The organism is Streptomyces sp. NPDC002669, assembly GCF_042889165.1.
Lineage (GTDB): Bacteria > Actinomycetota > Actinomycetes > Streptomycetales > Streptomycetaceae > Streptomyces.
Window position 1 is genome coordinate 72,728 of record NZ_JBIAQQ010000001.1, and the last position, 21,918, is coordinate 94,645.

The following is a 21,918-nucleotide window of genomic DNA, read 5'->3' on the forward strand; positions in this document are numbered from 1 at the left end:
CGGTGCGTTCCCGCTATCCGTCGTTGACGTCCTTGAGCGCCGTGGCGATGAGGGAGCGTGCTGCTCTTCCAAAAACGGCGAGTTCCGCGAGTTCATCGAAAGCCTGCTCGTAAAGCCGTATCTCCTGTGCGGTGGTGAACGTCATGAAGGCGGCGACCAGCTCCACGTTCACCGTCATCCGGTCGAATATCCAGAAATCCTCGACCGGCCACATGCGGTCGCGCACCGGAGAGTTCCGGTCCTCCGGGATGATGCCGAGTTCGACATTGGGCAGTGCGCTGACGTCGACGAGGCGGGCCATCTGCCGGACCAGTGTGTCGGGCCCCCCGATGCGGCGGCGCAGCACGCACTCCTCGATCAGGATCCGGAAATTGCGCCTCCGGTCGTCGAGGAGTTCCTGTTTCCGCACCCGGGTCTCGACCGCCGCGTCGACATCATCGACCAGTGAGCGACGGTTCCTGATCGAGGAAAGAACGGCGTGGGTGTACTCACGGGTCTGGAGCGGTCCCGGTATGAGCGAATGCGAGTACGCCTTGAAATCGGTCGCGTTCTCCCATATCGGAAGCACCTTGCTCTGGGCACTCCGAAGTCCGGTGACCTCCATCTCGCGCCACTGGATGTACATTCCCTTGACACCGGCGGCTGCCGCCACCAGATCCTCCGCCTGCTCAGCGGCACCGCACAGACGGGCCCAGGTGCGGATGTCCGTTTCGGACGGCACCATTTTTCCGTTCTCGATCTTGCTGCATTTCGATTCGTGCCACCCTGCCAACCCCGCCAGTTCGCGGGCGCTGATGCCGCGGCTCCGACGCAGGGTGCGGAATTGGCTGCCCAGATTCTCTCTGGCCCGTTCGACGCTGGAGTTTCTCATGAGGACAGTGTGGTGGCCGCCGTCCGGCTTGGCCAGCGGCCACCGGATTTCCGACTACCCTTCCAGGCCCGCCCCCTCGACCTCTATCCTTCCCCCGCACCGGCATCTCTCCTCCGAAAGCCGTGACGGCGGGAAGAGGGAAAGCATCCGTTCGGGGAACTCGACGATCGTCTCGTGCTCGGGGATGGAGATTTCCGAAAGGCGTGCCGTGTCGAGGACCTTCCAGGACTGGAGCAGGTAGGTTCCTGAGCAGTCGTCATAGTACAGGGTGGGGCTTCCGTTGTTCGGACTCTCCGGATCCTTGCACAGCAATCGAAGTGCCACGAGTTCCTCCCGCGCCGTCCCGGCTTTCAATGACATTGCACTGCCGAGCTTGCACGTGCGCCCACAGCCCTGCCATCGACTTGCTTCACCTTTCGGCACATTCTCGAAAGTCTGGAATTATGTGCCGGAACTTGCTCGCGGTCCGCACCGAATGAGCTGGATATACCTTTCGGCGGGTAGGTTTGATTCATCAACTTATGTCCGGCTCATCGTTCGCGGTCGTCCCGGGAAGCACCACACCCCCGAACGGCCGCGCCCGGTCGGTGGTTCGCGGGCGCAGGCGTTCGGGGGTGTGGTGCTTCCCGGAGCGGGGGCCGTGTCAGGCCGTGGCCCCCAGGAGTCCGGCCCATGCCTCCACGGCCGGGCGCTCGGCGAGGTCCGCGACGGCGATGTCGAGGCCGTGCGCCTCGCGCCAGCGGCCGACCAGGGCCATCAGGCGGATGGAGTCGAGTCCGTAGTCGACGAGGTTCTCGTCGTCGGGGATGTCGTCGACGGACTCGCCGAGGATGTCGGCGATGTCCTCGCGCATCTGCTGCAGGGTCAGTGCCACGGGGTCAGATCCCTTCCAGAACGGTGTCGGCGGTGGTGACGACGGCGCACCGGCCGGCGGCCCAGCGCAGGGCCATGGCGTGTTCCTCGGCCGAGAAGTCCGCCACCGCGTCGGCGACGACGAATGCCTGGATGTCGCGCATCCAGGCGTCGCAGGCGGTCATCAGCACGCCGATGTGGGCGTAGACGCCGGTGACGACGAGCTGGTCACGGCCGAGGACGGCCAGCCGGTCCGCCAGGTCGGTGCGGACGAAGCCGCTGTACTTCCACTTGGTCACGACCTCGTCGTCCGGGCCGGGCGCGACGGCTTCGGCGATCGCCGCGGCCGTGGGGTCGTCCGGCAGGCCGGAGCCCCAGAAGTCCTGTTGCAGGCCGCGTTCCTCCCGGGTCTGCCCGCCCGGCTGGGCGGTGTAGAGGACGGGGATGCCGAGTTGCGCCGCGCGCTTCTTCAGGGCGGCCACGCCCGCCAGGAGTTCCGGGACGGGGGACGCCTCGACGTCGTAGGCGGAGAGGAAGTGGTTCTGCAGGTCGTGCACGAGCAGGACCGCGCGGGCCGGGTCGACCTTCCAGTCGACCCGGTTCGCCGGCAGATCCGCGGCGGCGGGCATGGGGTACGGGGTGATCCTGGGCAGGGCCATGTGGGTGTCTCGTTCAGTCCTGTGCGGGGGCGGACGGCCGGGGAGCGGCCGTTTCGGGGCTGGTGACGGAGGGCTCGGGGGCGGCGGGCCCCGCGCCGCCGTGGGCGGCGGCCCGGAGGTCCTTCTTGGAGATCTTGCCGACCCCGGTCTGCGGGAACGCGGTCACGAACTCGACGCGGTCGGGCACCTTGTAGGCGGCCAGGCCCCGTTCGCGGACGAAGCGTTTGACGGCCACCGGCTTCAGCGGCTCGGCGCCGGCGCGCAGGATGACGTAGGCGCAGGTGCGTTCGCCGAGGTAGGGGTCCGGTTCCCCGACCACGTTGGCGTCGTGGACGGCGGGGTGGGCGAGGATGTGGTTCTCGACCTCCTCCGCGGCGATCTTCTCGCCGCCCCGGTTGATCTGGTCCTTGGCCCGGCCCTCCACGACCAGGTGGCCGGTTCCGGTGCGGCGGACGATGTCGCCGGTGCGGTAGAAGCCGTCCGGGGTGAAGGCGCGGGCGTTGTGCTGGGGCGCGTTCCAGTAGCCGCGGATGGTGTAGGGCCCGCGGGTCAGCAGGTGGCCGGAGCTGCCCGGGGGCAGGTCCTCGTCCGCGTCGTCGACGATGCGGATCTCGTCGTCCGGGGAGATGGGGCGGCCCTGGGTGGTGACGACGGTCTCCTCGGGGTCGTCGAGGCGGGTGTAGTTGACCAGCCCCTCCGCCATGCCGAACACCTGCTGGAGCGTGCAGCCGAGGGCCGGCCGGACCCGCCGTGCGGCCTGCTCGCTGAACTTGGCGCCGCCGACCAGCAGGACGTCCAGGCTGCTCAGGTCGTACGGGGTGGTGGGCGCGGCCTCGGTCCAGATCAGGGCGAGCGGCGGAACGAGACCGGTGATGGTGACGCGTTCCCGTTCGATCAGCGGGAAGGCCGTCTCGGGGCTGGGCCGCGGGCAGAGCACCACCCGGGCTCCCGCGTACAGCGCGCCGAGCGTGCCGGGCGAGGACAGCGGGAAGTTGTGGGCGGCGGGCAGGACGCACAGGTAGACGCTGTGCTCGTCCACCGCGCAGATCTCGTTGGAGCCGCGCAGCGAGTAGATGTAGTCGTCGTGGGTGCGCGGGATCAGCTTGGGGACGCCGGTGCTGCCGCCGGAGAGTTGGAGGAAGGCCAGGTCCCCGGGTTCGGGCCCGTCGAGCGGCACGGGGTCGGTGTGCACCGCGTCCAGCGGCTCGAAGGCGCCCGCGTCCGGTCCGGCGACGAACACGTGGCGCAGGGTGGGGACTTCGGCCCGGACCTTCGCCGCCAGCTCCCGGTAGTCGTAGCCGTCGTGCTCCCCGGCGATCACGTAGGCGGCGGCCCCGGTGAACTCGCAGAAGTAGCCGATCTCCGACTCGCGGTGCGCGGGCAGCGCGAAGACCGGCAGTGCGCCGATCCGGAAGAGGGCGAAGATCACCTCGAAGAACTCGGCGGTGTTGGGGAGTTGCACGACCACCCGGTCGCCCCTGCCGATGCCCCGGGCGAGCAGCCCGGCGGCGAGCCGGTCGGCCCGGACGTCGAGTTCGCCATAGGTCCAGCGGGTGCCGGCGGCCGGGTCGACGATCGCGATGCGGTCGGGGTGGGCGGTGGCGCGCTCGCGCAGCATGGCGCCGAAGGTCTCGCCGCGCCAGTGTCCCGCGGCGCGGTAGCGCTCGGCGTACTCGGCGGGCCAGGTCGGGGTGGGGTGGACGGTCACAGCCGGGCCCCCACGGCGCCGAGGAAGGTGCGGAACTTCGCGGCGGTCTCGGCGGTCTCGGCCTCGGGCTCGGAGGCGGCCACCACCCCGGCGCCGGCGTACAGGCGCAGCGAGGTGGGTTCCGCCTCGGCGCAGCGGATGGTGACGACCCATTCGCCGTCGCCGTCGGCGTTCCCCCAGCCGACCATGCCGGTGAAGAAGCCCCGGTCGAAGCCCTCGCTCTCCCGGATCACCCGGCGGGCGGTGTCGGTGGGGGTGCCGCAGACGGCGGGGGTCGGGTGCAGCGCGCAGGCCAGTTCGAGGGCGGCGGTGTCCGGGGAGCGGAGCCGGCCCGTGACGGTGGTGGACAGGTGCCACATGGTGGCGGTGCGCACCAGGGTGGGCCGGACGGGGACCGTCAGGCCGGTGCAGTACCGGGCGAGGCTCTCCTCCACCGCGTTGACCACGACGGCGTGTTCGTGCAGGTCCTTGGCGGATTCCAGGAGGGCGGCGGCGCGTCGGACGTCCTCGGCGAGGTCGTCGCTGCGCGGTACGGAGCCGGCCAGCGGGTTGGCGACCACGCGGGAGCCCTGCCGGGAGACCAGCAGTTCGGGGCTGGCGCCGAGCAGGGTGCGGTCGGGCCCGGTGGGCAGGGCGAAGGTGTAGCCGGAGGGGTCGCGGCGGGCCAGGCGCTGGAGCATGGCGGCGACGTCGAACGGCTCGGTGGCGTCGATCCGCAGGGTACGGGCGAGCACGACCTTGCTGAACTCGCCCTTCCACATGCGTTCGACGGCGGCGGCGACGGATGCCGCGTACCGCTCGGGCGCCGGTTCCTGGTGGACCGTCATGTCGGCCCGCGAGGGCGGGTCCGCGGGCAGTGCGACCAGCGGGTCGGCGGTCAGCGGCGGCGCGGTGTGCAGGACGGCCGGCACGGCGAGCGCGGCGGGGGCGTCCTGGTCGAAGGGTATGGCGCCCATGACGAGGGGGGCGGTGTGCCCGGCGGCGCGGGCCGCGGCGAGGGCGGCGGCCACCCGCAGGGCCGGCGGGCGCTCGTCGTGCGGCACCTCGCTGTGCACTCCTTCGCCGAGCAGTGTGCGGGTCGGGGTGCCGAGGAAACGGGCGCCCGGGACATAGGAGTTGAGCAGCCCGGTGGCCACGCCCACGGCGGGGTGGTCCGGCTCGGCGAGGGTGTGGGACGCGGCGACTTGTGGTGCCGTCGACACGATGGCTCCGTTTCTCGCACGTCCGGCTGCGGGCGCGGGCGCGCGGTGCGGGGGGTTCGGGGGTGTGTTTCGGTGCGCGGGATGTGCGCGGGGAGGACGGTCAGCGAAGGGTCGCGCCGCCGTCGACGTAGAGCTCCTGCATGGTGATGTGCCGGGCCGCGTCCGAGACCAGGAACAGGACCGCCCCGGCGATGTCGGCCGGGTCGGCGATGCGGCCGAGCGGGATGCCCGTGCGGTACGCGGCCGGGTCGCCGTCGATGACCCGGCGGGGCGCCTCGGGGTCCTGCCACAGCGCGCGTTGCATGGCGGTGTCGGTGGACCCGGGGGCGACCACGTTGCAGCGGACGCCGCTGCGGGCGAGTTCCAGGCCGAGGCATTTGGTGTACATCGCCGAGGCGGCCTTGGACGCGGCGTAGGCGCCCATGTGCACCCGGGGCACGCCGGCGGCGTTGGAGCCGACGGTGACGATGCTGCCGCGGCCGCGGGCCGCCATGCCCGGGGCGACGGCCCGGGCGGTGTGGAAGACCCCGGTGGCGTTCACGGCGAAGGTGGCCGCCCAGTCCTCGTCGGACAGTTCGGCCGCCGGGCCGGGGCGCAGGATGCCCGCCACGTTGACCAGGATGTCCAGCGGGCCGTGCCGGGTGGTGACCGTGTCGGTCACAAGGTCCACGGCCGCGGCGTCGGTGACGTCCATGGCGTACGGGGTGATGGCACCGGGTTTCGACCCGCCGTCGTTTGCGGCGTGTTCGGCCGCGAGCGCCTCGACGCCCTCGGCGCTGCGGTCGGTCGCCGCCACGTGAGCGCCCTGCGCGGCGAGCGCACGGGCGACGGCCGCGCCGATGCCCTGGCCCGCTCCGGTGACCAGGGCACGGCGGCCGGCGAGAATTCCGCTCCCGCCCGGGCCGCCGTCGTGGCTCCCGGTGGTTCGTTCCGCCATGGGCACGGAAGCGTCGGATATGACTTCGGACACGACTGACCCCCATTTCGTAAGGCAAGCCTAACCTTATTTGAGCGAAGTTGACAGCCCCCCGCCGCTCGACCGGCAACCTCGACTTTCTATGGTTAGGCTAACCTCACTTCATGCGCATACGGCATTCCGAGGTCCCTCGCCCCGACGGACAAGAGGGCGGAAACGCAGGGACGTTGACGGCGGGGGCCGAGCGGCCCTCCCCCACCGCCCCCGTGACCGGAACGGAGCGCCGTCCCGCGGCCGAGCCCTCCCGGCGCCGCACCGGACTGGTGATCGCCGGTTTCGCGGCCGCCCTCGTCCTGCTGTGCGGCGTCTCGCTGTGCGTCGGCGCGGGCGAGGTCGGCCCCGGCGGGGCGCTGGACTATCTGCTGAATCGTCACGGTGCCCGCTCGGACAGCCGGCTGGCCCTGGTCATCGGCGATCTGCGGCTGCCCCGCACGCTCACCGCCGTCCTGGTCGGGGCGTCCCTGGGCGTGGCGGGCTGCCTGCTCCAGGCCGTGACCCGCAACCCGCTCGCCGAGACCGGTCTGCTGGGTGTCAACGCGGGCGCCTCGCTCGGTGTGGTGGCCGGCATCGCCCTGCTGGGGCTGAACTCCGGTTACGCCTACCTGGTGTGCGCCTTCGTCGGCGCGGTGGTCGCCAGCGGTCTGGTGCTGCTGATCGCGGGCCGGGGCAACGGCAGTTCCCCCATGCGGCTGGTGCTCGCCGGTTCCGCGCTGGGCGCCACCTTCGGCGGGCTGACCAGTGTGATCCTGGTCAACTCCGCCGAGACCTACGACCGGTTCCGGTTCTGGGTGCTGGGCTCCCTGGCCGGAGTGGACGGATACGGGGAGCTCGGCAGGCTGCTGCCCGTCCTGGTCGTCGGTTTCGTGGTGGCACTGCTGGTGACCCGGCCGCTGTCGGCCCTCGCCCTCGGCGACGACCTCGCCCGCGGCCTCGGCCACCGCCCCTCGGTGATCCGTACGACGGTCGCGGTGGCCGTGACCCTGCTCACCGCGGGCGCGGTCGCGCTGGCCGGCCCCATCTCCTTCCTCGGTCTCCTCGCCGGGTTCCTGGCCCGGGCGCTGGCCGCCACCCGGCCCGCGGCCCGGGTCGTGCTGGCCGGGCTGATCGGCGCCGGCGTGCTGACGGTGGCGGACGTGGCGGCCCGGGTGGTGTCCCGGCCGTTCGAGGCGCCGGTGTCGGTGATCGTGGCGCTGATCGGCGCGCCGGTCCTCATCGGCATCGTGCGCTCGCGGCAGTTGACCGCGATGGGCATGACCGAACCGGCCGCCGACGGCGCCCCCTCCGAGCCGGGCCGGACCCTCGTACCGGCCGGACTCACCGGCGCCCTGCGGAAACTGCGGCCCGCCCGGACCGCCGGAAAGGACGGGGCGGCCGGGAAGGACGGGGCGGCGGAGCCCGGGGCGCTCGCCCCGGGCACGGCGGTCCTGCGTCGCGGCCCGCTCTCCCTGCTGGTGCACCGGCGGCCCGCGCTCGCCGTGCTCGCCCTCGCCGCCCTGGCGGTGGTGGCCGTCGTGCTGTCCGCGTACGCGGGCCAGAGCGACATGGGCGTGGTCCGCACCTTCCGCGCGGTGTTCGGACAGGGCGACCGCTTCGACGTCCTGCTGGTGCAGAAGTTCCGGCTCGGCCGGATCGTCGCCGGGCTGGCCGCCGGTGCGGCCCTGGGGCTCGCCGGCTGTCTGACCCAGACGCTGGCCCGCAACCGGCTCGCCACCCCCGAACTGCTCGGTGTGAACGACGGTGCCACCGCCGCCGTGCTGCTGTCGGTGACGCTCAGCGCCACCGGCACCTTCGGCGACTGGTGGGCCGGGCCGCTCGGGGCGCTGGCCGCCGTGCTCGTCGTCACCGCCGTCTCCGGCGGCCTGGGCACCCGCGGCTACCGGGTGCTCGTCGTCGGGCTCGCGATGTCGGCCCTGGCCTCCGCCGTCACCCAGGTGGTGCTGTCCCGCCGCTCCCTCAACTCGGCCGGTTCGCTGTACGTGTGGACCTCCGGCAGCCTCAACGGGCGCGGCTACTCGGTGGCGGTGCCCGTACTGATCGGGCTCGTCGTCCTCGTCCCGGCGGCCCTCGCGGTGGCGCGGCACCTGGCCGTGCTGCGCTTCGACGACGTGACCGCGACCTCGGTGGGCGTCCACCCGAACCGGGTGCGGCTGGTGTGCATGCTGCTGGCCGTGGCCCTCGCCGGGCTGGCGGTCGGGGTGTGCGGCCCGGTGGCGTTCGTCGCGCTGGCCTCCCCCGTCATCGCCACCCGGCTCGCCGGTCCGCTCAGGGTGCCGCTGGTCGCCTCGATGCTGACCGGGGCGGTGCTGACGGTGGCCGCCGACACCGTGGGGCGGATCGTCTTCTCCGGCTCCGAACTGCCGGTGGGCGTGGTGACCACGGTGCTCGGCGGGCCCTTCCTGCTGTGGGTGCTGCTGGGCCGGTCCGCCGCCACCCGGGTGTGACCGCCGCGCCCGCCCCGGCCTCCGCACGACTCGCACGAAAGGCAGACGAACGTGACCGCTCTCCCCAGCCCCGCCCTGCGGACCCTGCGCGACGGGGTCCGGGCCGGGGTGCCGGGCGCCGAGGAGGCGTTCTGGCTCCGCGCCGGACGGACGGGCACCCCGCTGGTCGAGCCCGACCCCGAGGGCGACCCGGCCCACCGCCTGGTCACCTTCGTCTGGCGGGACGACCCGGCCCGGCCCGCCACGGACGTCCTGCTCCTGGTGCACACCGTCACCGACCGGGACCGGCACGCCGGTGACCTGACCCGGCATCTGATGCGACGCGTCGAGGGCACCTCCGCATGGGCGCTCTCCCACCGGCTGCGCGCCGACCACCGTGCCTCCTACCAGTTCCTGCCCGGTCACGGCACCCGCGAGGAACTGCTGCGCACCGACCGGGCGTCCTGGCGGGCCGCGCTGGACCGGGCCCTGCCCGACCCGCTCGGCCCGGCGCCCCTCCTGCCGTCCCACGGCGGGCGCCGGCCGGCCTCGGTGCTGTCGCTGCCCGACGCCCCGCCGCAGCCGTACGTCGCCGACGACGGCCCCGTGCCGCGCGGGACGTCGACGGAGCACGAGGTCGGCGGCCGCCGGGTGACCGTCCGCCGCCCGGCGGGGCACGGGGCCCCGCAGGCGGTCGTCGTGCTGCTCGACGGCGAGATGTGGGGGCCGGTGCTGGACGCCGGCGGCATGCTCGACCGGATGCACGCCGCCGGATCACTGCCGCCGACCGCGGCGCTGATGGTGGACACGATGAGCGCCCGGATGGACGACCTGAGCTGCAACGGGCCGTTCGTGGACTGGCTGGCGGACACCCTGCTGCCGTGGGCGGAGGCGGAGTTCGGCGCGCCGGTGCGGCCGGGGCGGACCGTGGTGGCCGGGCAGAGCGCGGGCGGGCTGACCGCCGCGTTCGCCGCGTTCCGGCGCCCCGACCGGTTCGGCCTCGCGGTGTCGCAGTCGGGCTCCTTCTGGTGGCCGGACGACGACCCCGACAAGGGTGCGGAGTGGCTCACCCGGCAGTACGCCCGCGAGGAGCGCCGCCCGGTCCGCCTGTGGCTGGAGGTGGGCGTCCAGGAGTGGATGCTCCTCGCGGAGAACCGCCGGCTGCGCAACGTCCTGCGCGCCCGCGGCTACGACGTGACCTACCGGGAGTTCAACGGCGGCCACGACTACGCCTGTTGGCGCGGCGGCCTGGCCGACGCGCTGGTGGACCTGCTGGGCGGCCCGCGCCGGCCGGGGAACGGCTGTTGACCTCGACCGCGGTCGAGGTCGCAGGGTGGTCCGCATGACCACCGACACCGTGCCCGCCACGGACATCGAAGCCATCGAACGGATCGTCGCCGCCGTCGAGCGCACCCAGCGTGCCAAGGACGCGGACGGCTTCCTCGCCCTCTTCCACCCCGACGCCCTCTGGACGACCGCGCACGGCAAGGTCCTGGTCGGCCTCGACGAGATCGCCGCGTTCACGCGCGTCGTGCTGCCGGCAGCGGACTGGGACGGCGAGGTCACCTACGAGGTCGTGCACACGCGGTTCCTGCGGCCCGACGTGGCCGCCGTGAAGATCCGCCAGGTGTACCACGCGCCCGAGGGCGACTCGGAGGGCTCGCCGCTCTACGTCATGACCCGCCGGGACGACGGCCATTGGCTGCTGCACGTCGGCCAGAACACCGAGGTGCGCGCCGGCTGACGTGCCACGGGCGCCCCGCGATCGGCTCGCGGGGCGCCCGTGCGCGAGGCGGCGAGCCGTCAGGGGGCGGCCATCGGCTCCGGGCTCCCGGCTCCGCCGGATGCCCCGTCGTCCAGTGGCGGGGGCTGCGGTGCCGTGCGCGGCAGCCGCAGGGCGAACAGGGCCGCCAGGGCCACCAGGGCGGCCGTGGCCCACACCGCCGTACGGAACGGGCCGGCGTCCATCGTGGTCCCCGCACCGTGCGCGCCGCCGCCGACCAGGGCCGCGCACAGCGCGATGCCGAGGGCGCCGCCCAGGGTGCGGACGATCTGGAAGAGGCCCATCGCCTGGCCCATGTCGGGCGGCGCGATGGTCTCGAACCCGGCGATCTGCACGGTGAGCACGGCCGTTCCGAGCACCAGCCCGATCAGGAACATCAGCGCCCGCACGGCCCAGCTGTTCTCCGCCGTGCCCGGCACCGCGAGCGCGCCGAACACCACGGCGGCCGCCAGCAGCGCGGCCACCACCAGACGGCGGGGGCCGAGCCGGGGCAGCAGCCGGTCCACCGTCTGCGAGGCCAGCATCAGGCCGATCGCCTCGGGGAAGACGCTCAGCCCGGCGTCCAGCGCGGAGCCGCCCAGGGCGGCCTGGAACAGCAGCGGGACGACGAACAGCACGCCCATCAGCCCGGCCGCGGTCAGCGCGGCCAGCGCGGCGGCCGTCCCGTAGTACCGGTCGCCGAACAGCCGCAACCCCAACAGGGGTGCCGGGGCCCGGTGTTGCTGGATGACGGTCGCCACCAGCAGCACCGCGCCCAGTACCGCGCCCAGCACGACCGACGGGTCGGACCAGCCGTGCGCCGGTCCGAAGCCGAGCGCGTAGGTGAGCAGGCCGAGGGCGGGCGTGGCGAGCCAGAAGCCCGCCCGGTCGAACCGCCCGGCGGTGCCCTCGACGTGTTCGCGCAGCCCGATCGCGCCGAGCAGTACGGCGGCCACGCCGACCGGCACGTTGACGAAGAACAGCCAGTGCCAGGAGAGGTGTTCGGTGAGCAGTCCGCCGAGCGGCGGGCCGAGGGCGGGCATCAGGGCCGTCGGCACGATCAGCACCTTCGACAGTTTGGCCCGCTCCGGCGGGGCGAACGCCCGGAACAGCAGCGTCATCCCCACCGGGGTCAGCAGTCCGCCCGCCAGTCCCTGCAACGCGCGCGCCACGACCAGGACCGGCAGGTTCCAGGCCAGCCCGCACAGCGCGGAGGCCGCGGTGAAGACGGCCAGCGAACCGAGGAAGACCCGTTTGGTGCCGTACCGGTCGCCGAGCCAGCCGGCCACCGGCAGGGCGAGCGCCAGGGCGACCAGGAACGCCGTCTCGACGGTGTTGGCGGCCTGGACGGGCCGGTCGAAGTCCTCGGCGATGGTGTAGAGGGCCGGGTTGACGATGGTCGAGTCCAGGCCGTTCATGCACATCGCGGCCACGTAGACCAGGACCACGGCGAGCCGGGGGCGGATGCGCGGCACCGGCAGCCATCCGCCCCTCCTGGTACGGGATTCGGGTGCGGTCACCGGGACAGCAGCCCGGTGTCGTGCGCGGTGATCCGGTCCAGCGCCTCCTGGCGCCGGCACGGCCCGTGGACCGCCGTCCAGCCGGCCGGCACGTCGGCGAACTCGGGCCACAGCGAGTACTGGCGCTGTTCGTTGACGAGGACGAGGAAGGCGTCGGCCCCGCCGTCGGCGTCGAAGGGGTTGACGGGTGCGTCGCTGTTCACGGCCATCGGGGGTGTCACTTCTCCAGGTCGGTCAGGCGGTCGGCGACCACGCGGGCGATGTGCGCGATCGGTTCGGGCAGGGTCATGTCCTTGTGCGAGCAGGCGACGTCCGTGTTGTCGATGCGCCCGCTCACGTACGGCGCCCAGGTGTCCGGGGTGAGGGTGTCGTCGATGGTGTCGACGGTCGCGCGGAAGAACAGCACGTCGGCGTCGAGGCGCCGGTGGTCGAAGCCCCGGACGAGGTGGTTGGTGTTGAGGTAGATCCCGGCCAGCGACTCCAGCGTGCCGGTGGACAGCGCGGCCAGCGGGCTGCCCTCGCGCTGGAGCACCTCGATCACGTGGTCGGTGGTGAGCGGCTTGCCCTCCATCGCGTCGGGGCCGTGGCCGCCCATCGCCAGCAGGGACTCCATGGCCTCGGCGTGGTCGGGCACGGGCAGGTCGCGGAAGCCCTCGGCCGGGTAGGCGTCGAGGATCGCGAGGAGTCCGACCTCCTCGCCCAGGTCCTGGAGCCGGGTGGCCATGGCGTGCGCGATGATGCCGCCGGTGGACCAGCCGAGCAGGCGGTACGGCCCCGCCGGCTGCACCTCCCGCATCCGGCTCACGTAGTGCGCGGCCAGCTCCTCCAGGGAGGCGGGCAGCGGCTCGTCGGCGGTGGCGGGGCCGACGCCCTGCGCCTGGAGGCCGTAGATCGGCACGTCGGCGGGCAGGTGGCGGATGAGTCCGGCGTAGCACCAGCTCAGTCCGCCCGCCGGGTGGACGCAGTACAGGGGGGCGCGGTCGCCGTCGCGGGCGGGCCTGAGCGGCAGCAGGACGTCCAGCGGGTCGTCGTGGCCCGCGCCGTCCCCGGCCGCGTCCAGGGCGGCGCCCAGGGCGGCGACCGTGGGCGAGCGGAAGACGGTGCCGATGGAGACCTCGGTGCCCAGGGCCGCCGTGACGCGGGCGGCCAGCCGGACGGCGAGCAGCGAATGGCCGCCCAGGTCGAAGAAGTTGTCGTCGACGCCGACCCGGTCCGCCCCGAGCACCTCGGCGAACAGCGCGCACAGCTGCTCCTCGCGCGGACCGCGCGGGGCTCGGCCGCGGGCGTCGCCCGCGGGGCGGCCGGGCGCGGGCAGCGCCTTGCGGTCCAGCTTGCCGTTGCCGGTCAGCGGCAGCCGCGCCAGCTCGATCACGGCGGACGGGACCATGTGCGCGGGCAGTTCGCGGGCCGCGTGCTCGCGCAGCCGCGCCGTCAGGTCCGGGTCGGCCCCGGTGCCGGCGGCGGGTACGGCGTAGGCGACGAGCCGCTTGTCGCCGGGGGTGTCCTCGCGGACCACCACGGCCGCGTCGGCGACTTCCGGGCGGGCGGCCAGGACGGCCTCGATCTCGCCGAGTTCGATGCGGAAGCCGCGGATCTTGACCTGGTGGTCGGCGCGGCCGAAGTACTCCAGGGTGCCGTCGGCGCGCCGGCGGGCCAGGTCGCCGGAGCGGTACATGCGGGTGCCGCTCTCGCCGAACAGGTGGGCGTGCGGGTCGGCGACGAAGCGGGTCGCGGTGAGGCCGGGCCGGCCGAGGTAGCCGGCCGCCACGCCCTGTCCGGCGACGTACATCTCCCCCGTGACGCCGGGCGGCACCGGCTGGAGCCGTTCGTCGAGGACGTAGACGCGCAGGTCGGGGATGTTGACGCCGATGGTGGACGAGGTGGCACCGGCGGCGGTGGCGCGGTCGAGGGGGAAGTGCGTGACGTGCACGGTGGTCTCGGTGATGCCGTACATGTTCACCAGGACCGGCGCGTCGTCGGCGTGCCGGGCGTACCAGTCGTCGAGGCGGCCCAGTTCCAGTGCCTCTCCGCCGAACACCACGTAGCGCAGGGCGAGTTCGCCTGCGGGGTGTTCCCGGTCGGCGGCGGCGAGCTGGTAGAAGGCGGAGGGCGTCTGGTTGAGGACGGTCACCCGCTGCGCGGCGAGCAGCCGCCGGAAGGCGTGCGGGTCGCGGCTGGTCAGGTGCGGTACGACGACGACCTTGCCGCCGTACAGCAGCGCGCCCCACAGCTCCCAGACGGAGAAGTCGAAGGCGTAGGAGTGGAACAGCGTCCACGCGTCGTCCGGGCCGAAGCCGAACCAGTGGTCGGTGGCGGTGAACAGCCGGGTGACGTTGTGGTGGGTGACCACGACGCCCTTGGGGCGGCCGGTGGACCCGGAGGTGTAGATGATGTACGCCGGGTCGTGCGGGGTCAGCGGGCGGACCCGTTCCGCCTGGGCGAGCGGGCCGGTGGCGTGTGCGGTGGTGTCGCCGTCGACGGTGACGACCGGCAGGTCGTGCCCGGGCAGCCGGGGCACGGTGGCGGTGTCGGTGACGACGGCCGCGGGGCGGGCGTCGGCCAGCATGTACGCCAGCCGGTCGGCCGGGTAGTCGGGGTCCAGCGGCAGGTAGGCGGCGCCGGCGAGGGAGACCGCGAGCAGGCCGGTGACCAGTTCGGCGGAGCGCGGCAGCGCGAGGGCGACGACGGAGCCGGGGCCGATGGAGCGGGCGGCGAGCAGCCGGGCCAGGCGGTGGGCGCGGGCGGAGAGTTCGGCGTAGGTGAGGGTGGTGCCCTCGTGGCTGACGGCGATCCGGTCGGGGTGGCGGCGGGCGGCCTCCTCGTAACGGTCGGCGAGGGTGGCCGGGGCGGCGGGGGCGGCGGGCAGCGGCTGGGCGTTGCCGTCGACCAGGGCGCTGCGGCGCTCGTCGCCGCTCAGCAGCGGCAGCAGGCCGAGGGGGGTGTCGGGGGCCTCGGCGGCGGCGGTGAGCAGCCGGGCGAGGCGGTCGGCGAGGGCCTGGGCGGTGGGGCGGTCGAACAGGTCGGTGCGGAATTCCAGGAAGCCGCCGATGCCGCCGCCGGCCAGTTCGCCGGCGTTGAGGGTGAGGTCGAACTTGGCGGTGCCGGAGGTCATGGTGGACAGCCGGGCGGTGGCGCCGGGGCCCAGCGGGAAGGCGGCGTCCGGCACCGACTGCCAGGCCAGCATGGTCTGGAAGAGGGGGTGGCGGGCGAGGGAGCGGGCCGGGTTGAGCGCCTCGACGAGGTGGTCGAAGGGCAGCGCGTCGTGCTCGAAGGCGGCCAGGGTGCCGGTCCGTACCCGTTCCAGCAGTTCCCGGAAGGTGGGGTCGCCGGAGGTGTCGGTGCGGAGCACGACGGTGTTGGTGAAGAAGCCGACGAGGGCGGCGGTGGCGTCGTCGTCGCGTCCGGCGACGGGGGTGCCGAGCGGGATGTCGGTGCCGCAGCCGTGCCGGGTGAGCAGAGCGGCCAGGCCCGCCTGGACGGTCATGAAGACGCTGGCGCCGGTGGTGCGGGCGAGGGCGGCGAGGGCCGTGTGCGCGCCGGTGTCCAGGGCGAACGGGACGGTGTCGCCGTCGGTGGTGGCGACGGCCGGGCGGGGCCGGTCGGTGGGCAGGTCGAGCTGGTCGGGCAGCCCGGCCAGGGTCCGCTTCCAGTGGTCGAGCTGGGCGGTGGCGAGCGGGGTGGGCCGGTCGGGGGTGCCGAGCCGGCGCCGCTGCCAGGCGGCGTGGTCGGCGTACTGCACGGCCAGCGGGGCGAACTGCGGTGCGTGTCCGGCGAGTCGGGCCCGGTAGGCGGTGGCGAGGTCGTCGGCCAGCGGGGTGGTGGAGGCGCCGTCGCCGGCGATGTGGTGCAGCACCAGCAGCAGGGTGTGCCGGTCGCCGACCTCGGTGAACAGGGTGGCGCGCAGCGGGATCTCGTGGGCCAGGTCGAAGGCGTGGCGGGCGGCGGCCGTCAGGTCCTCGCCGTCGGCGGCGCGGTGCGGACGGGGCCGGGCCGCCGGGTCGTCGGGGGCCAGGACGTGCTGCCGGGGCAGGCTGTCCGGGCCGTCCTCGTGGACCGGATAGATCGTCCGCAGAGTTTCATGACGCGCCGTCAGGTCGGCGAGGGCGGCGGTGAGCGCGGCCTCGTCCAGGGTTCCCTCGACGGTGAGGACGAGCGGGATGTTGTACGTCGGGGAGGGCCCCTCCAGCCGGTGCAGGAACCACAGCCGCTGCTGGGCCGGGGACAGTGGCAGTTCGCCGGTGCGGGGCACCGGGGTCAGCGGTACCTCGTCGACGGGGGCGCCGGTGTGACGGGCGCGGACCAGGGCGGCGAGGGCGGCCGGAGTGGGCTCGCGGAACACGTCGGCGACGGAGACCGGCACGTCGAAGGTCTCCCGCAGCCGGGCGGCGAGCCGGGCCGCGAGCAGCGAGTGGCCGCCCAGGTCGAAGAAGGAGGCGTCGGGCGCGGCCTGGTCCGCCCGGCCGAGCAGGTCGGCGAAGAGTCCGCGGACGATGTCGGTGTGCGGGTCGGCGGGGCGGGTGCCGGCGGCCGGGTCGGCGGTGGCGGCGAGCGGTGCGGGGTCGGGCAGCGCGCGGTGGTCGAGCTTGTCGTTGGCGGTGCGCGGCAGCGCGTCGAGCAGGATGACCGCGGCCGGGACCATGTGCGCGGGCAGCTCGGCGGCGAGGTGGTCGCGCAGGGCTGCCGGGTCGGCGGAGGTGCCGGGGCGCGGGACGGCGTAGGCGAGCAGCCGCTTGCCGCCGGCCGCCTCGCGGGCGATGACGGCGGCCGCGGCGACGGACGGGTGGGCGGCCAGGACGGCCTGGATCTCGCCGAGTTCGATGCGGAAGCCGCGGATCTTGACCTGGTCGTCGGTGCGGCCGAGGAATTCGACGGTGCCGTCGGGGCGGCGGCGCACCAGGTCCCCGGTGCGGTACATCCGGCCGCCGGCGTCGCCGTGCAGGGCGCCGTAGGGGTCGGCGACGAAGCGTTCGGCCGTCAGGTCGGGACGTCCGAGATAGCCGCGCGCCAGGCAGGCACCGGCGACGTACAGCTCGCCGGGCACGTGGTCGGGGGCGGGGCGCAGGGCGGTGTCGAGCACGTAGAGGCGGGTCCCGCGCACCGGGCTGCCCTCGGATCCGGGGCCGGTCCAGTGGCAGGCGTCGACGGTGGTCTCGGTGGGGCCGTACAGGTTGAGCGGGTGGACGCCGTCGGTGGTGGCGAGGCGGTGCCACAGCGGTGCGGGGACGGGTTCGCCGCCGACGACGAGGACGGCGGGCCGGTGGTGGCCCTCGGCGAGCAGCCCCTCGGCGAGGAGTGCCTCGGCGTACGAGGGGGTGATGTCCAGGTAGTCGACGAGGTGGGTGTCGACGTGGGCGGTGAGGGCGGCCGGGTCGCGGTAGGTGGCGTCGTCGAGCAGGTGCAGTTCGTGGCCGTGGACCATCCACAGCACCGGGTCCCAGGAGGCGTCGAAGGCGAAGGAGGCGCTGTGGGCGACCTTGAGCCGGGTGCGGCCGGTGCGGGCGACGGCGGGGGCGATGTGGTCGGTGCCGTGTCCGGCGTACAGGTTGGCGAGGGAGGCGTGGGTGACGACCACGCCCTTGGGGCGGCCGGTGGAGCCGGAGGTGTGGATGATGTAGGCCGCGTCGGTGGGCGCGGGGGTGGCGGCGGGGCGGTCGGCGGGTGCCTCGCGAAGGGCCCGGACGGTTCCGGGGGCGTCGAGGTCGATCACGGGCAGGCCGTGTTCGGGGAGCCGGGCCAGGGCCTCGGTGGTGCCCAGGACGCAGACCGGACGGGCGTCCTCCAGCACGGCGAGGGTACGGGCGGGCGGGTGGCCGAGGTCGAGGGGCTGGCAGACGCCGCCCGCCTTGAGGACCGCGAGCAGGGCGGTGATCATGCCGGTGGAGCGGGGCAGGGCGAGCGCGACGGGGGTCTCGGGGCCGACGCCGTGCGCGGCAAGGTGGTGGGAGAGCCGGTCGGCGGCGGCGTCCAGTTCGGCGAAGGTGAGGGTCTCCGTGCCGCAGCGGACGGCGGTCTCGTCGGGGGTGCGGGCGGCCTGTGCGGCGAACTCCTCGGGGACGGTGGTGGTGCGGGGTTCCTCGGAGCGGCCCGCGGTCACCCGGCGTATCGCGTCCTCGTCGAGCAGGTCGAGGGTGGCGACGGGGCGGTGCGGGTCGGTGAGCAGCAGCGCGGCCAGGTTGTCGAGGCAGCGCAGGAGCGTGGCGCCGTGCCGGTCGGTGTCGGCGGCGGTGTAGCGGTCGGCGGCGGCCTCCAGCACCAGGGCGAGGGTGCCGTCCGGGCCGGGCCAGGCGCCGACGGCGAGGTCCTCGACCGGGCCCGCGGCGAGGTTGCGGACGGTGCCGGACGGTCCACCGAGGTCGAGCGGGGCACCGTCGTGGGGCTTGATGTTGACCATCGGTCCGGTCAGCGGTGCGGTGGGGGCGGTCAGCCCCAGGTCGCGGCGCAGGTCGGCCTGCGGGTAGCGCTGGTGGCGGCGGACCTGGCGGATCTCCAGCACGACGCGGCGCAACAGTTCGGCCGCGGTGTCGCCGGGGCGGACGGCGAGGCGCAGCGGGAGGACGTTCACGGTCATCGCGGGGGTGCGCAGCGCGGCGGGGCTGCGGCGGTTGGTCACGGGCAGGCCGAGGACGACGTCGCGGGCGCCGGTGAGCCGGTGCAGGTGGACGGCGGTGGCGGCGACGACCAGTTCGGCCCAGGTGGCCCGGACGGCTCCGGCGGCGCGGGTGACCGTGTCGGCGGGCAGTCGGGCGGCGTACCGTCGCGGCCGGGCCGCCGGGGCGGTGCCCCGGCCGGGTCCGGCGGGCGGGGCGAGCGTGACGGGGACGGCGCCGGCCATCCGTCCGGTCCAGAACTCCCGGTCGGCGGCGTACTGTTCGCCGTTCAGGTACGCCTGTTCCTCCGCGACGAGTTCGCGCAGCGGGGCAAACCGGCACTCCGGTGCCTCCTGCTCGCCGGCCGCGTACAGTTCGGCGACCCGGTTGCCGATGAGCGTCAGGGCGTAGGCGTCGACGGCCAGGTGGTGGATGCGCTGGTACCACCGGTACGAGGTGTCGCCGACGCGCAGCAGGGCCTGGGTCATCAGGCCCTCCGGCGCGTCGAGGTCGGCGGGCCGGGACAGGTCGGCGTCGATCCAGCGCCCGGCCTCCTCCTCGGGCGCCCCGTGGCCGCGCAGGTCGATCCGGTGCAGCCGGAGGGCGTGGGCCGGGTCGGGGTACTGGGCGGGGGCGCCGTCCGTCTCGGTGATCCGCAGCCGCAGGGTGTCGGCCTCGGCGACGGTGCGGCGCAGCGCGCGCTCGAAGCGTTCCTCGTCGAGGGCTCCGTCGATCTCCACGACGTCGGCGGTGTGGAACTCGGTGCCACCCGGGGCGAGCTGTTGGGCGTAGTGGATGCCGCTCTGCGCGGTGAGCAGGGGGAACGACTCCGGACGCTCGTTCATCTGGGGACAACTCCTCGGTTGTGAAAGCCGTGCCGCGCAGCGGGCCGCCAATGACTTAGGCAAGCCTAAGCTAAATACTTGCACGGCAGGTCCGCGGGTGAACTTCACGGCGCGGACCGTGCGACCGCACCCACCGGAGGAGGAACCGATGACCGACCCGCATGGCCACGCCGCACCCGCCCCCCGGGACGTCAAGTCCCGCATACGCGAGGGGATCGAGCAGGAGGGCGACGCCCTGCTCGGCCTCAGCCGCCGCATCCACGGCCACCCCGAGACGGCGTTCGACGAGCACCGGGCGGCCGCCTGGTGCGCCGAACTGCTGGGCGCGCGGGGCTTCGCGGTGACCGCCCCGGCGTACGGGCTGGACACCGCGTTCGAGGCCACCGCGGGCAGCGGCCCGCTCACGGTCGCGGTGGTCTGCGAGTACGACGCCCTGCCCGGCCTCGGGCACGCCTGCGGCCACAACCTCATCGCCGCCGCCGGGATCGGCGCCGCGCTGGGCCTCGCCCCGCTGGCGGACGAACTCGGCCTGCGCGTACGGGTGCTGGGCACCCCGGCGGAGGAACGCGGCGCGGGCAAGGAGCTGATGCTCCGCGAGGGCGCGTTCGACGGCGTCGACGCCGCCATGATGGTGCACCCGTGCCCGTTCGAGGTCGCCGACTTCCGGTCCTTCGCGCTGGGCACCCTGTCGGTGACGTACACCGGCCGGTCCGCGCACCCGAGCCTGAATCCGCACGAGGGCCGCAACGCCGCCGACGCGCTGACCGTGGCCCAGGTGGCCATCGGCCTGCTGCGCCAGCAACTGCCGCCGCAGTGGCGGGTGCACGGCATCACCACGGAGGCGGGCAGCTCCCCCAACGCGATCCCGGACCGGACCCGCGCCGAGTACGAACTGCGCGCGCTGGCCGCCGAGGACCTGACGGAGCTGCGCGAACGGGTGGAGGCGTGTTTCCGGGCGGGCGCGCTGGCGACCGGGTGCGAGGTGACCCTGGAGCGTCCCGAGCCCGACTACCTGGACTTCCGGGGCGATCCGGAGCTGATCCGGCTGTGGACGGCCAACGCCCGCGCGCTCGGCCGTCCGGAGCCCGTGGAGCGGGCCCCGTTCGCCTGCACGGACATGGGCAACGTCTCGCACGCGGTGCCCGCCATCCATCCGGTGCTCGACATCAGCGGCGGGGCCTGCGGCCCGCACGAGGCCGCCTTCGCCGAGGCCGCGCTCTCGCCCGCGGCCGAACGGGCGGTGCTGGACGGGGCGACGGCGATGGCGTGGACGGCCGCGGACCTCGCCGGGGCTCGCCGCGACGCCTGAGGCACGCCGGACGCGGGCCGGCCGCACGGCGAGTACGGCCGGCCCGCACCGGCATGACACGGCGTCAGGAGCCGTTCAGGGCCTTGGTGATGTCCTTGACGACCTCGTCGGCGGCGAGCGGGCCGCCGCGGGTCGACCAGACGGAGCCGTTCACCGTCACCACGTGACCCTCCTTGACCGCGTTCAGTTCCTTGTACGCGGCCTTGGACTGCACCTCCTTGAGCGCCTGCTCGCCGTCGGAGGTGAGGGTCGACAGGAACAGCCAGTCGCCGTCGATCTCGTTGATCTTCTCCAGGCTCAGCGACGGCGTGTGCGCGTTGCCGTCCTTGTTCTGCGTCCCGGGCCGCTTCAGGCCCATCTCCAGCGCGATGCCGCTGGCGAACTGCTTGTTCTCCATCCAGCTGGGCCCGTCCGGGTTCCAGCGGACGATGGAGACCTCGGCGCCCTTGTTCCCGCCGAGCTTCTCGCCCGCGGCCTTGGCGGCGCTCTCGTGCTCGGAGATGACCTTGTTGGCCACGTCGAGCTTGTTCAGGGCGTTGCCGATGCCGCGCAGCGACAGCTTCCAGTCGTCGGTCGGCGCCATGGTGACGAGGGTGGCGGGGGTGATCTCGCGCAGCTGCTCGAGAACCTGCTCGTCCTGCATGTCACCGGCGAGGATCAGGTCGGGCTTGGCGGCGACGACCTTGTCCATGACCGGCTGGAGCAGGTTGCCGACGATGTCGATGCCCTCGACCTTGTCGGCGAGGTAGGCCGGCGGCTTGTTCAGGCCCTGGCCGTTGGTGATGCCGACCGGCTTCACGCCGAGCGCGAGCACCGCGTCGAGCTCCTCCTGAGTGAGGGTCACGATCCGCTTGGGATCGGCCGGGACCTCGACGGCGCGGCCGGTGGCGTCCTTCACGGTACGGGTGGCCGATGCCCCGGAACCCTTGTCCGAGGACCCCTTGGCGTCCTTGTCGCCGGAGTCCGCACCGCAACCGGTCACGAGGAGCGCGGCCGCACCGATCGCGGCGGCGACCCGGGCCGCGCGACGCGGCAGGAGCAGGGAGGAACGGCTGGACAGGGTCATGGGAACTCCACGGTTCACGGAAACGTACGAACTGCGCGGAGGGCAGGCCGATGGCTCGCAGCCGCCTCAACACCCCCGCCGCAATGACTAAGGTTAGCCTTACCTCAGGCCCATCGAGCAAGGGGCTCTCGTCATTTCGAA

The 21,918-nt window shown here is 73.9% G+C and carries 15 protein-coding genes; 4 read left to right on the forward strand and 11 right to left on the reverse strand.

Going from position 1 to position 21,918, the window contains the following annotated elements; genetic code table 11:
• Positions 1-13 precede the first annotated feature (13 nt).
• The 7 genes from ACFYW1_RS00345 to ACFYW1_RS00375 form a co-directional block, all read right to left on the reverse strand.
• On the reverse strand, positions 14-871 hold the full coding sequence (locus tag ACFYW1_RS00345; RefSeq protein ID WP_388985121.1) for a helix-turn-helix domain-containing protein: 858 nt from the start codon (positions 869-871) through the stop codon (positions 14-16).
• Positions 872-925: 54 nt separating this feature from the next.
• A complete protein-coding gene (locus ACFYW1_RS00350) occupies positions 926-1,195 on the reverse strand; it encodes a hypothetical protein (protein WP_388985123.1) in 270 nt (89 codons plus the stop codon).
• A gap of 319 nt (positions 1,196-1,514) precedes the next feature.
• The gene (locus tag ACFYW1_RS00355) at positions 1,515-1,745 is read right to left on the reverse strand and encodes a phosphopantetheine-binding protein (protein ID WP_388985125.1); all 231 of its coding nucleotides are present in this window, start codon (positions 1,743-1,745) and stop codon (positions 1,515-1,517) included.
• 4 nt (positions 1,746-1,749) lie between these two features.
• Entirely contained in the window at positions 1,750-2,382 is a 633-nt protein-coding gene (locus ACFYW1_RS00360) for an isochorismatase family protein (RefSeq protein WP_388985127.1), read from the reverse strand.
• 13 nt (positions 2,383-2,395) lie between these two features.
• A complete protein-coding gene (locus ACFYW1_RS00365; protein ID WP_388985129.1) occupies positions 2,396-4,090 on the reverse strand; it encodes a (2,3-dihydroxybenzoyl)adenylate synthase in 1,695 nt (564 codons plus the stop codon).
• Entirely contained in the window at positions 4,087-5,292 is a 1,206-nt protein-coding gene (locus tag ACFYW1_RS00370) for an isochorismate synthase (protein ID WP_388985131.1), read from the reverse strand. Before ACFYW1_RS00370 ends, ACFYW1_RS00365 begins: the two co-directional genes overlap by 4 nt.
• 100 nt (positions 5,293-5,392) lie before the next feature.
• Complete coding sequence (locus ACFYW1_RS00375; RefSeq protein WP_388985133.1) at positions 5,393-6,229, reverse strand: 2,3-dihydro-2,3-dihydroxybenzoate dehydrogenase; 837 nt, start codon at positions 6,227-6,229, stop codon at positions 5,393-5,395.
• A gap of 143 nt (positions 6,230-6,372) precedes the next feature.
• On the opposite strand from ACFYW1_RS00375, the gene fhuB reads away from it, so the two are divergent.
• Genes fhuB through ACFYW1_RS00390 form a run of 3 tightly spaced genes read left to right on the forward strand, consistent with a single transcriptional unit; the run spans position 6,373 to position 10,432 of the window.
• Positions 6,373-8,709 carry a Fe(3+)-hydroxamate ABC transporter permease FhuB gene (fhuB, locus tag ACFYW1_RS00380; RefSeq protein ID WP_388985135.1) on the forward strand — a complete coding sequence of 779 codons (2,337 nt, stop codon included), beginning with the start codon at positions 6,373-6,375 and terminating at the stop codon, positions 8,707-8,709.
• Positions 8,710-8,760: 51 nt separating this feature from the next.
• Positions 8,761-9,996, forward strand: coding sequence for an enterochelin esterase (fes, locus tag ACFYW1_RS00385; RefSeq protein WP_388985137.1), 1,236 nt, complete (start codon positions 8,761-8,763; stop codon positions 9,994-9,996).
• A 34-nt stretch (positions 9,997-10,030) separates the two neighbouring features.
• Positions 10,031-10,432: an SgcJ/EcaC family oxidoreductase gene (locus tag ACFYW1_RS00390; protein WP_388985139.1), complete on the forward strand. Its 402-nt coding sequence runs from the start codon at positions 10,031-10,033 to the stop codon at positions 10,430-10,432.
• A 59-nt stretch (positions 10,433-10,491) separates the two neighbouring features.
• Here ACFYW1_RS00390 and ACFYW1_RS00395 read toward each other — a convergent pair whose 3' ends face one another.
• The 3 genes from ACFYW1_RS00395 to ACFYW1_RS00405 are packed head-to-tail and all read right to left on the reverse strand — an operon-like array spanning position 10,492 to position 19,402.
• Positions 10,492-11,970, reverse strand: a complete 1,479-nt coding sequence (locus ACFYW1_RS00395) for a DHA2 family efflux MFS transporter permease subunit (protein WP_388985141.1) — start codon at positions 11,968-11,970, stop codon at positions 10,492-10,494.
• On the reverse strand, positions 11,967-12,179 hold the full coding sequence (locus ACFYW1_RS00400) for an MbtH family protein (protein WP_388985143.1): 213 nt from the start codon (positions 12,177-12,179) through the stop codon (positions 11,967-11,969). Before ACFYW1_RS00400 ends, ACFYW1_RS00395 begins: the two co-directional genes overlap by 4 nt.
• A gap of 8 nt (positions 12,180-12,187) precedes the next feature.
• Entirely contained in the window at positions 12,188-19,402 is a 7,215-nt protein-coding gene (locus ACFYW1_RS00405; protein WP_388985144.1) for an amino acid adenylation domain-containing protein, read from the reverse strand.
• Between the two features lie 148 nt (positions 19,403-19,550).
• On the opposite strand from ACFYW1_RS00405, the gene ACFYW1_RS00410 reads away from it, so the two are divergent.
• A complete protein-coding gene (locus tag ACFYW1_RS00410) occupies positions 19,551-20,711 on the forward strand; it encodes a M20 family metallopeptidase (protein ID WP_388985146.1) in 1,161 nt (386 codons plus the stop codon).
• 64 nt (positions 20,712-20,775) lie between these two features.
• On the opposite strand, the gene ACFYW1_RS00415 is transcribed toward ACFYW1_RS00410, so the two are convergent.
• Positions 20,776-21,777 (reverse strand): ABC transporter substrate-binding protein, encoded by a 1,002-nt coding sequence (locus ACFYW1_RS00415; protein ID WP_388985148.1) that lies wholly within the window; start codon positions 21,775-21,777, stop codon positions 20,776-20,778.
• Positions 21,778-21,918: the final 141 nt, after the last annotated feature.

What these genes read in the sequence shown, in the direction of transcription:
- ACFYW1_RS00345 (WP_388985121.1), bottom strand. Translation starts at nt 871, where the DNA reads ATGAGAAACTCCAGCGTCGAACGGGCCAGAGAGAATCTGGGCAGCCAA.
- ACFYW1_RS00360 (WP_388985127.1), bottom strand. Translation starts at nt 2,382, where the DNA reads ATGGCCCTGCCCAGGATCACCCCGTACCCCATGCCCGCCGCCGCGGAT.
- ACFYW1_RS00375 (WP_388985133.1), bottom strand. Translation starts at nt 6,229, where the DNA reads ATGGCGGAACGAACCACCGGGAGCCACGACGGCGGCCCGGGCGGGAGC.
- fhuB (WP_388985135.1), top strand. Translation starts at nt 6,373, where the DNA reads ATGCGCATACGGCATTCCGAGGTCCCTCGCCCCGACGGACAAGAGGGC.
- ACFYW1_RS00390 (WP_388985139.1), top strand. Translation starts at nt 10,031, where the DNA reads ATGACCACCGACACCGTGCCCGCCACGGACATCGAAGCCATCGAACGG.
- ACFYW1_RS00400 (WP_388985143.1), bottom strand. Translation starts at nt 12,179, where the DNA reads ATGGCCGTGAACAGCGACGCACCCGTCAACCCCTTCGACGCCGACGGC.
- ACFYW1_RS00405 (WP_388985144.1), bottom strand. Translation starts at nt 19,402, where the DNA reads ATGAACGAGCGTCCGGAGTCGTTCCCCCTGCTCACCGCGCAGAGCGGC.
- ACFYW1_RS00410 (WP_388985146.1), top strand. Translation starts at nt 19,551, where the DNA reads ATGACCGACCCGCATGGCCACGCCGCACCCGCCCCCCGGGACGTCAAG.
- ACFYW1_RS00415 (WP_388985148.1), bottom strand. Translation starts at nt 21,777, where the DNA reads ATGACCCTGTCCAGCCGTTCCTCCCTGCTCCTGCCGCGTCGCGCGGCC.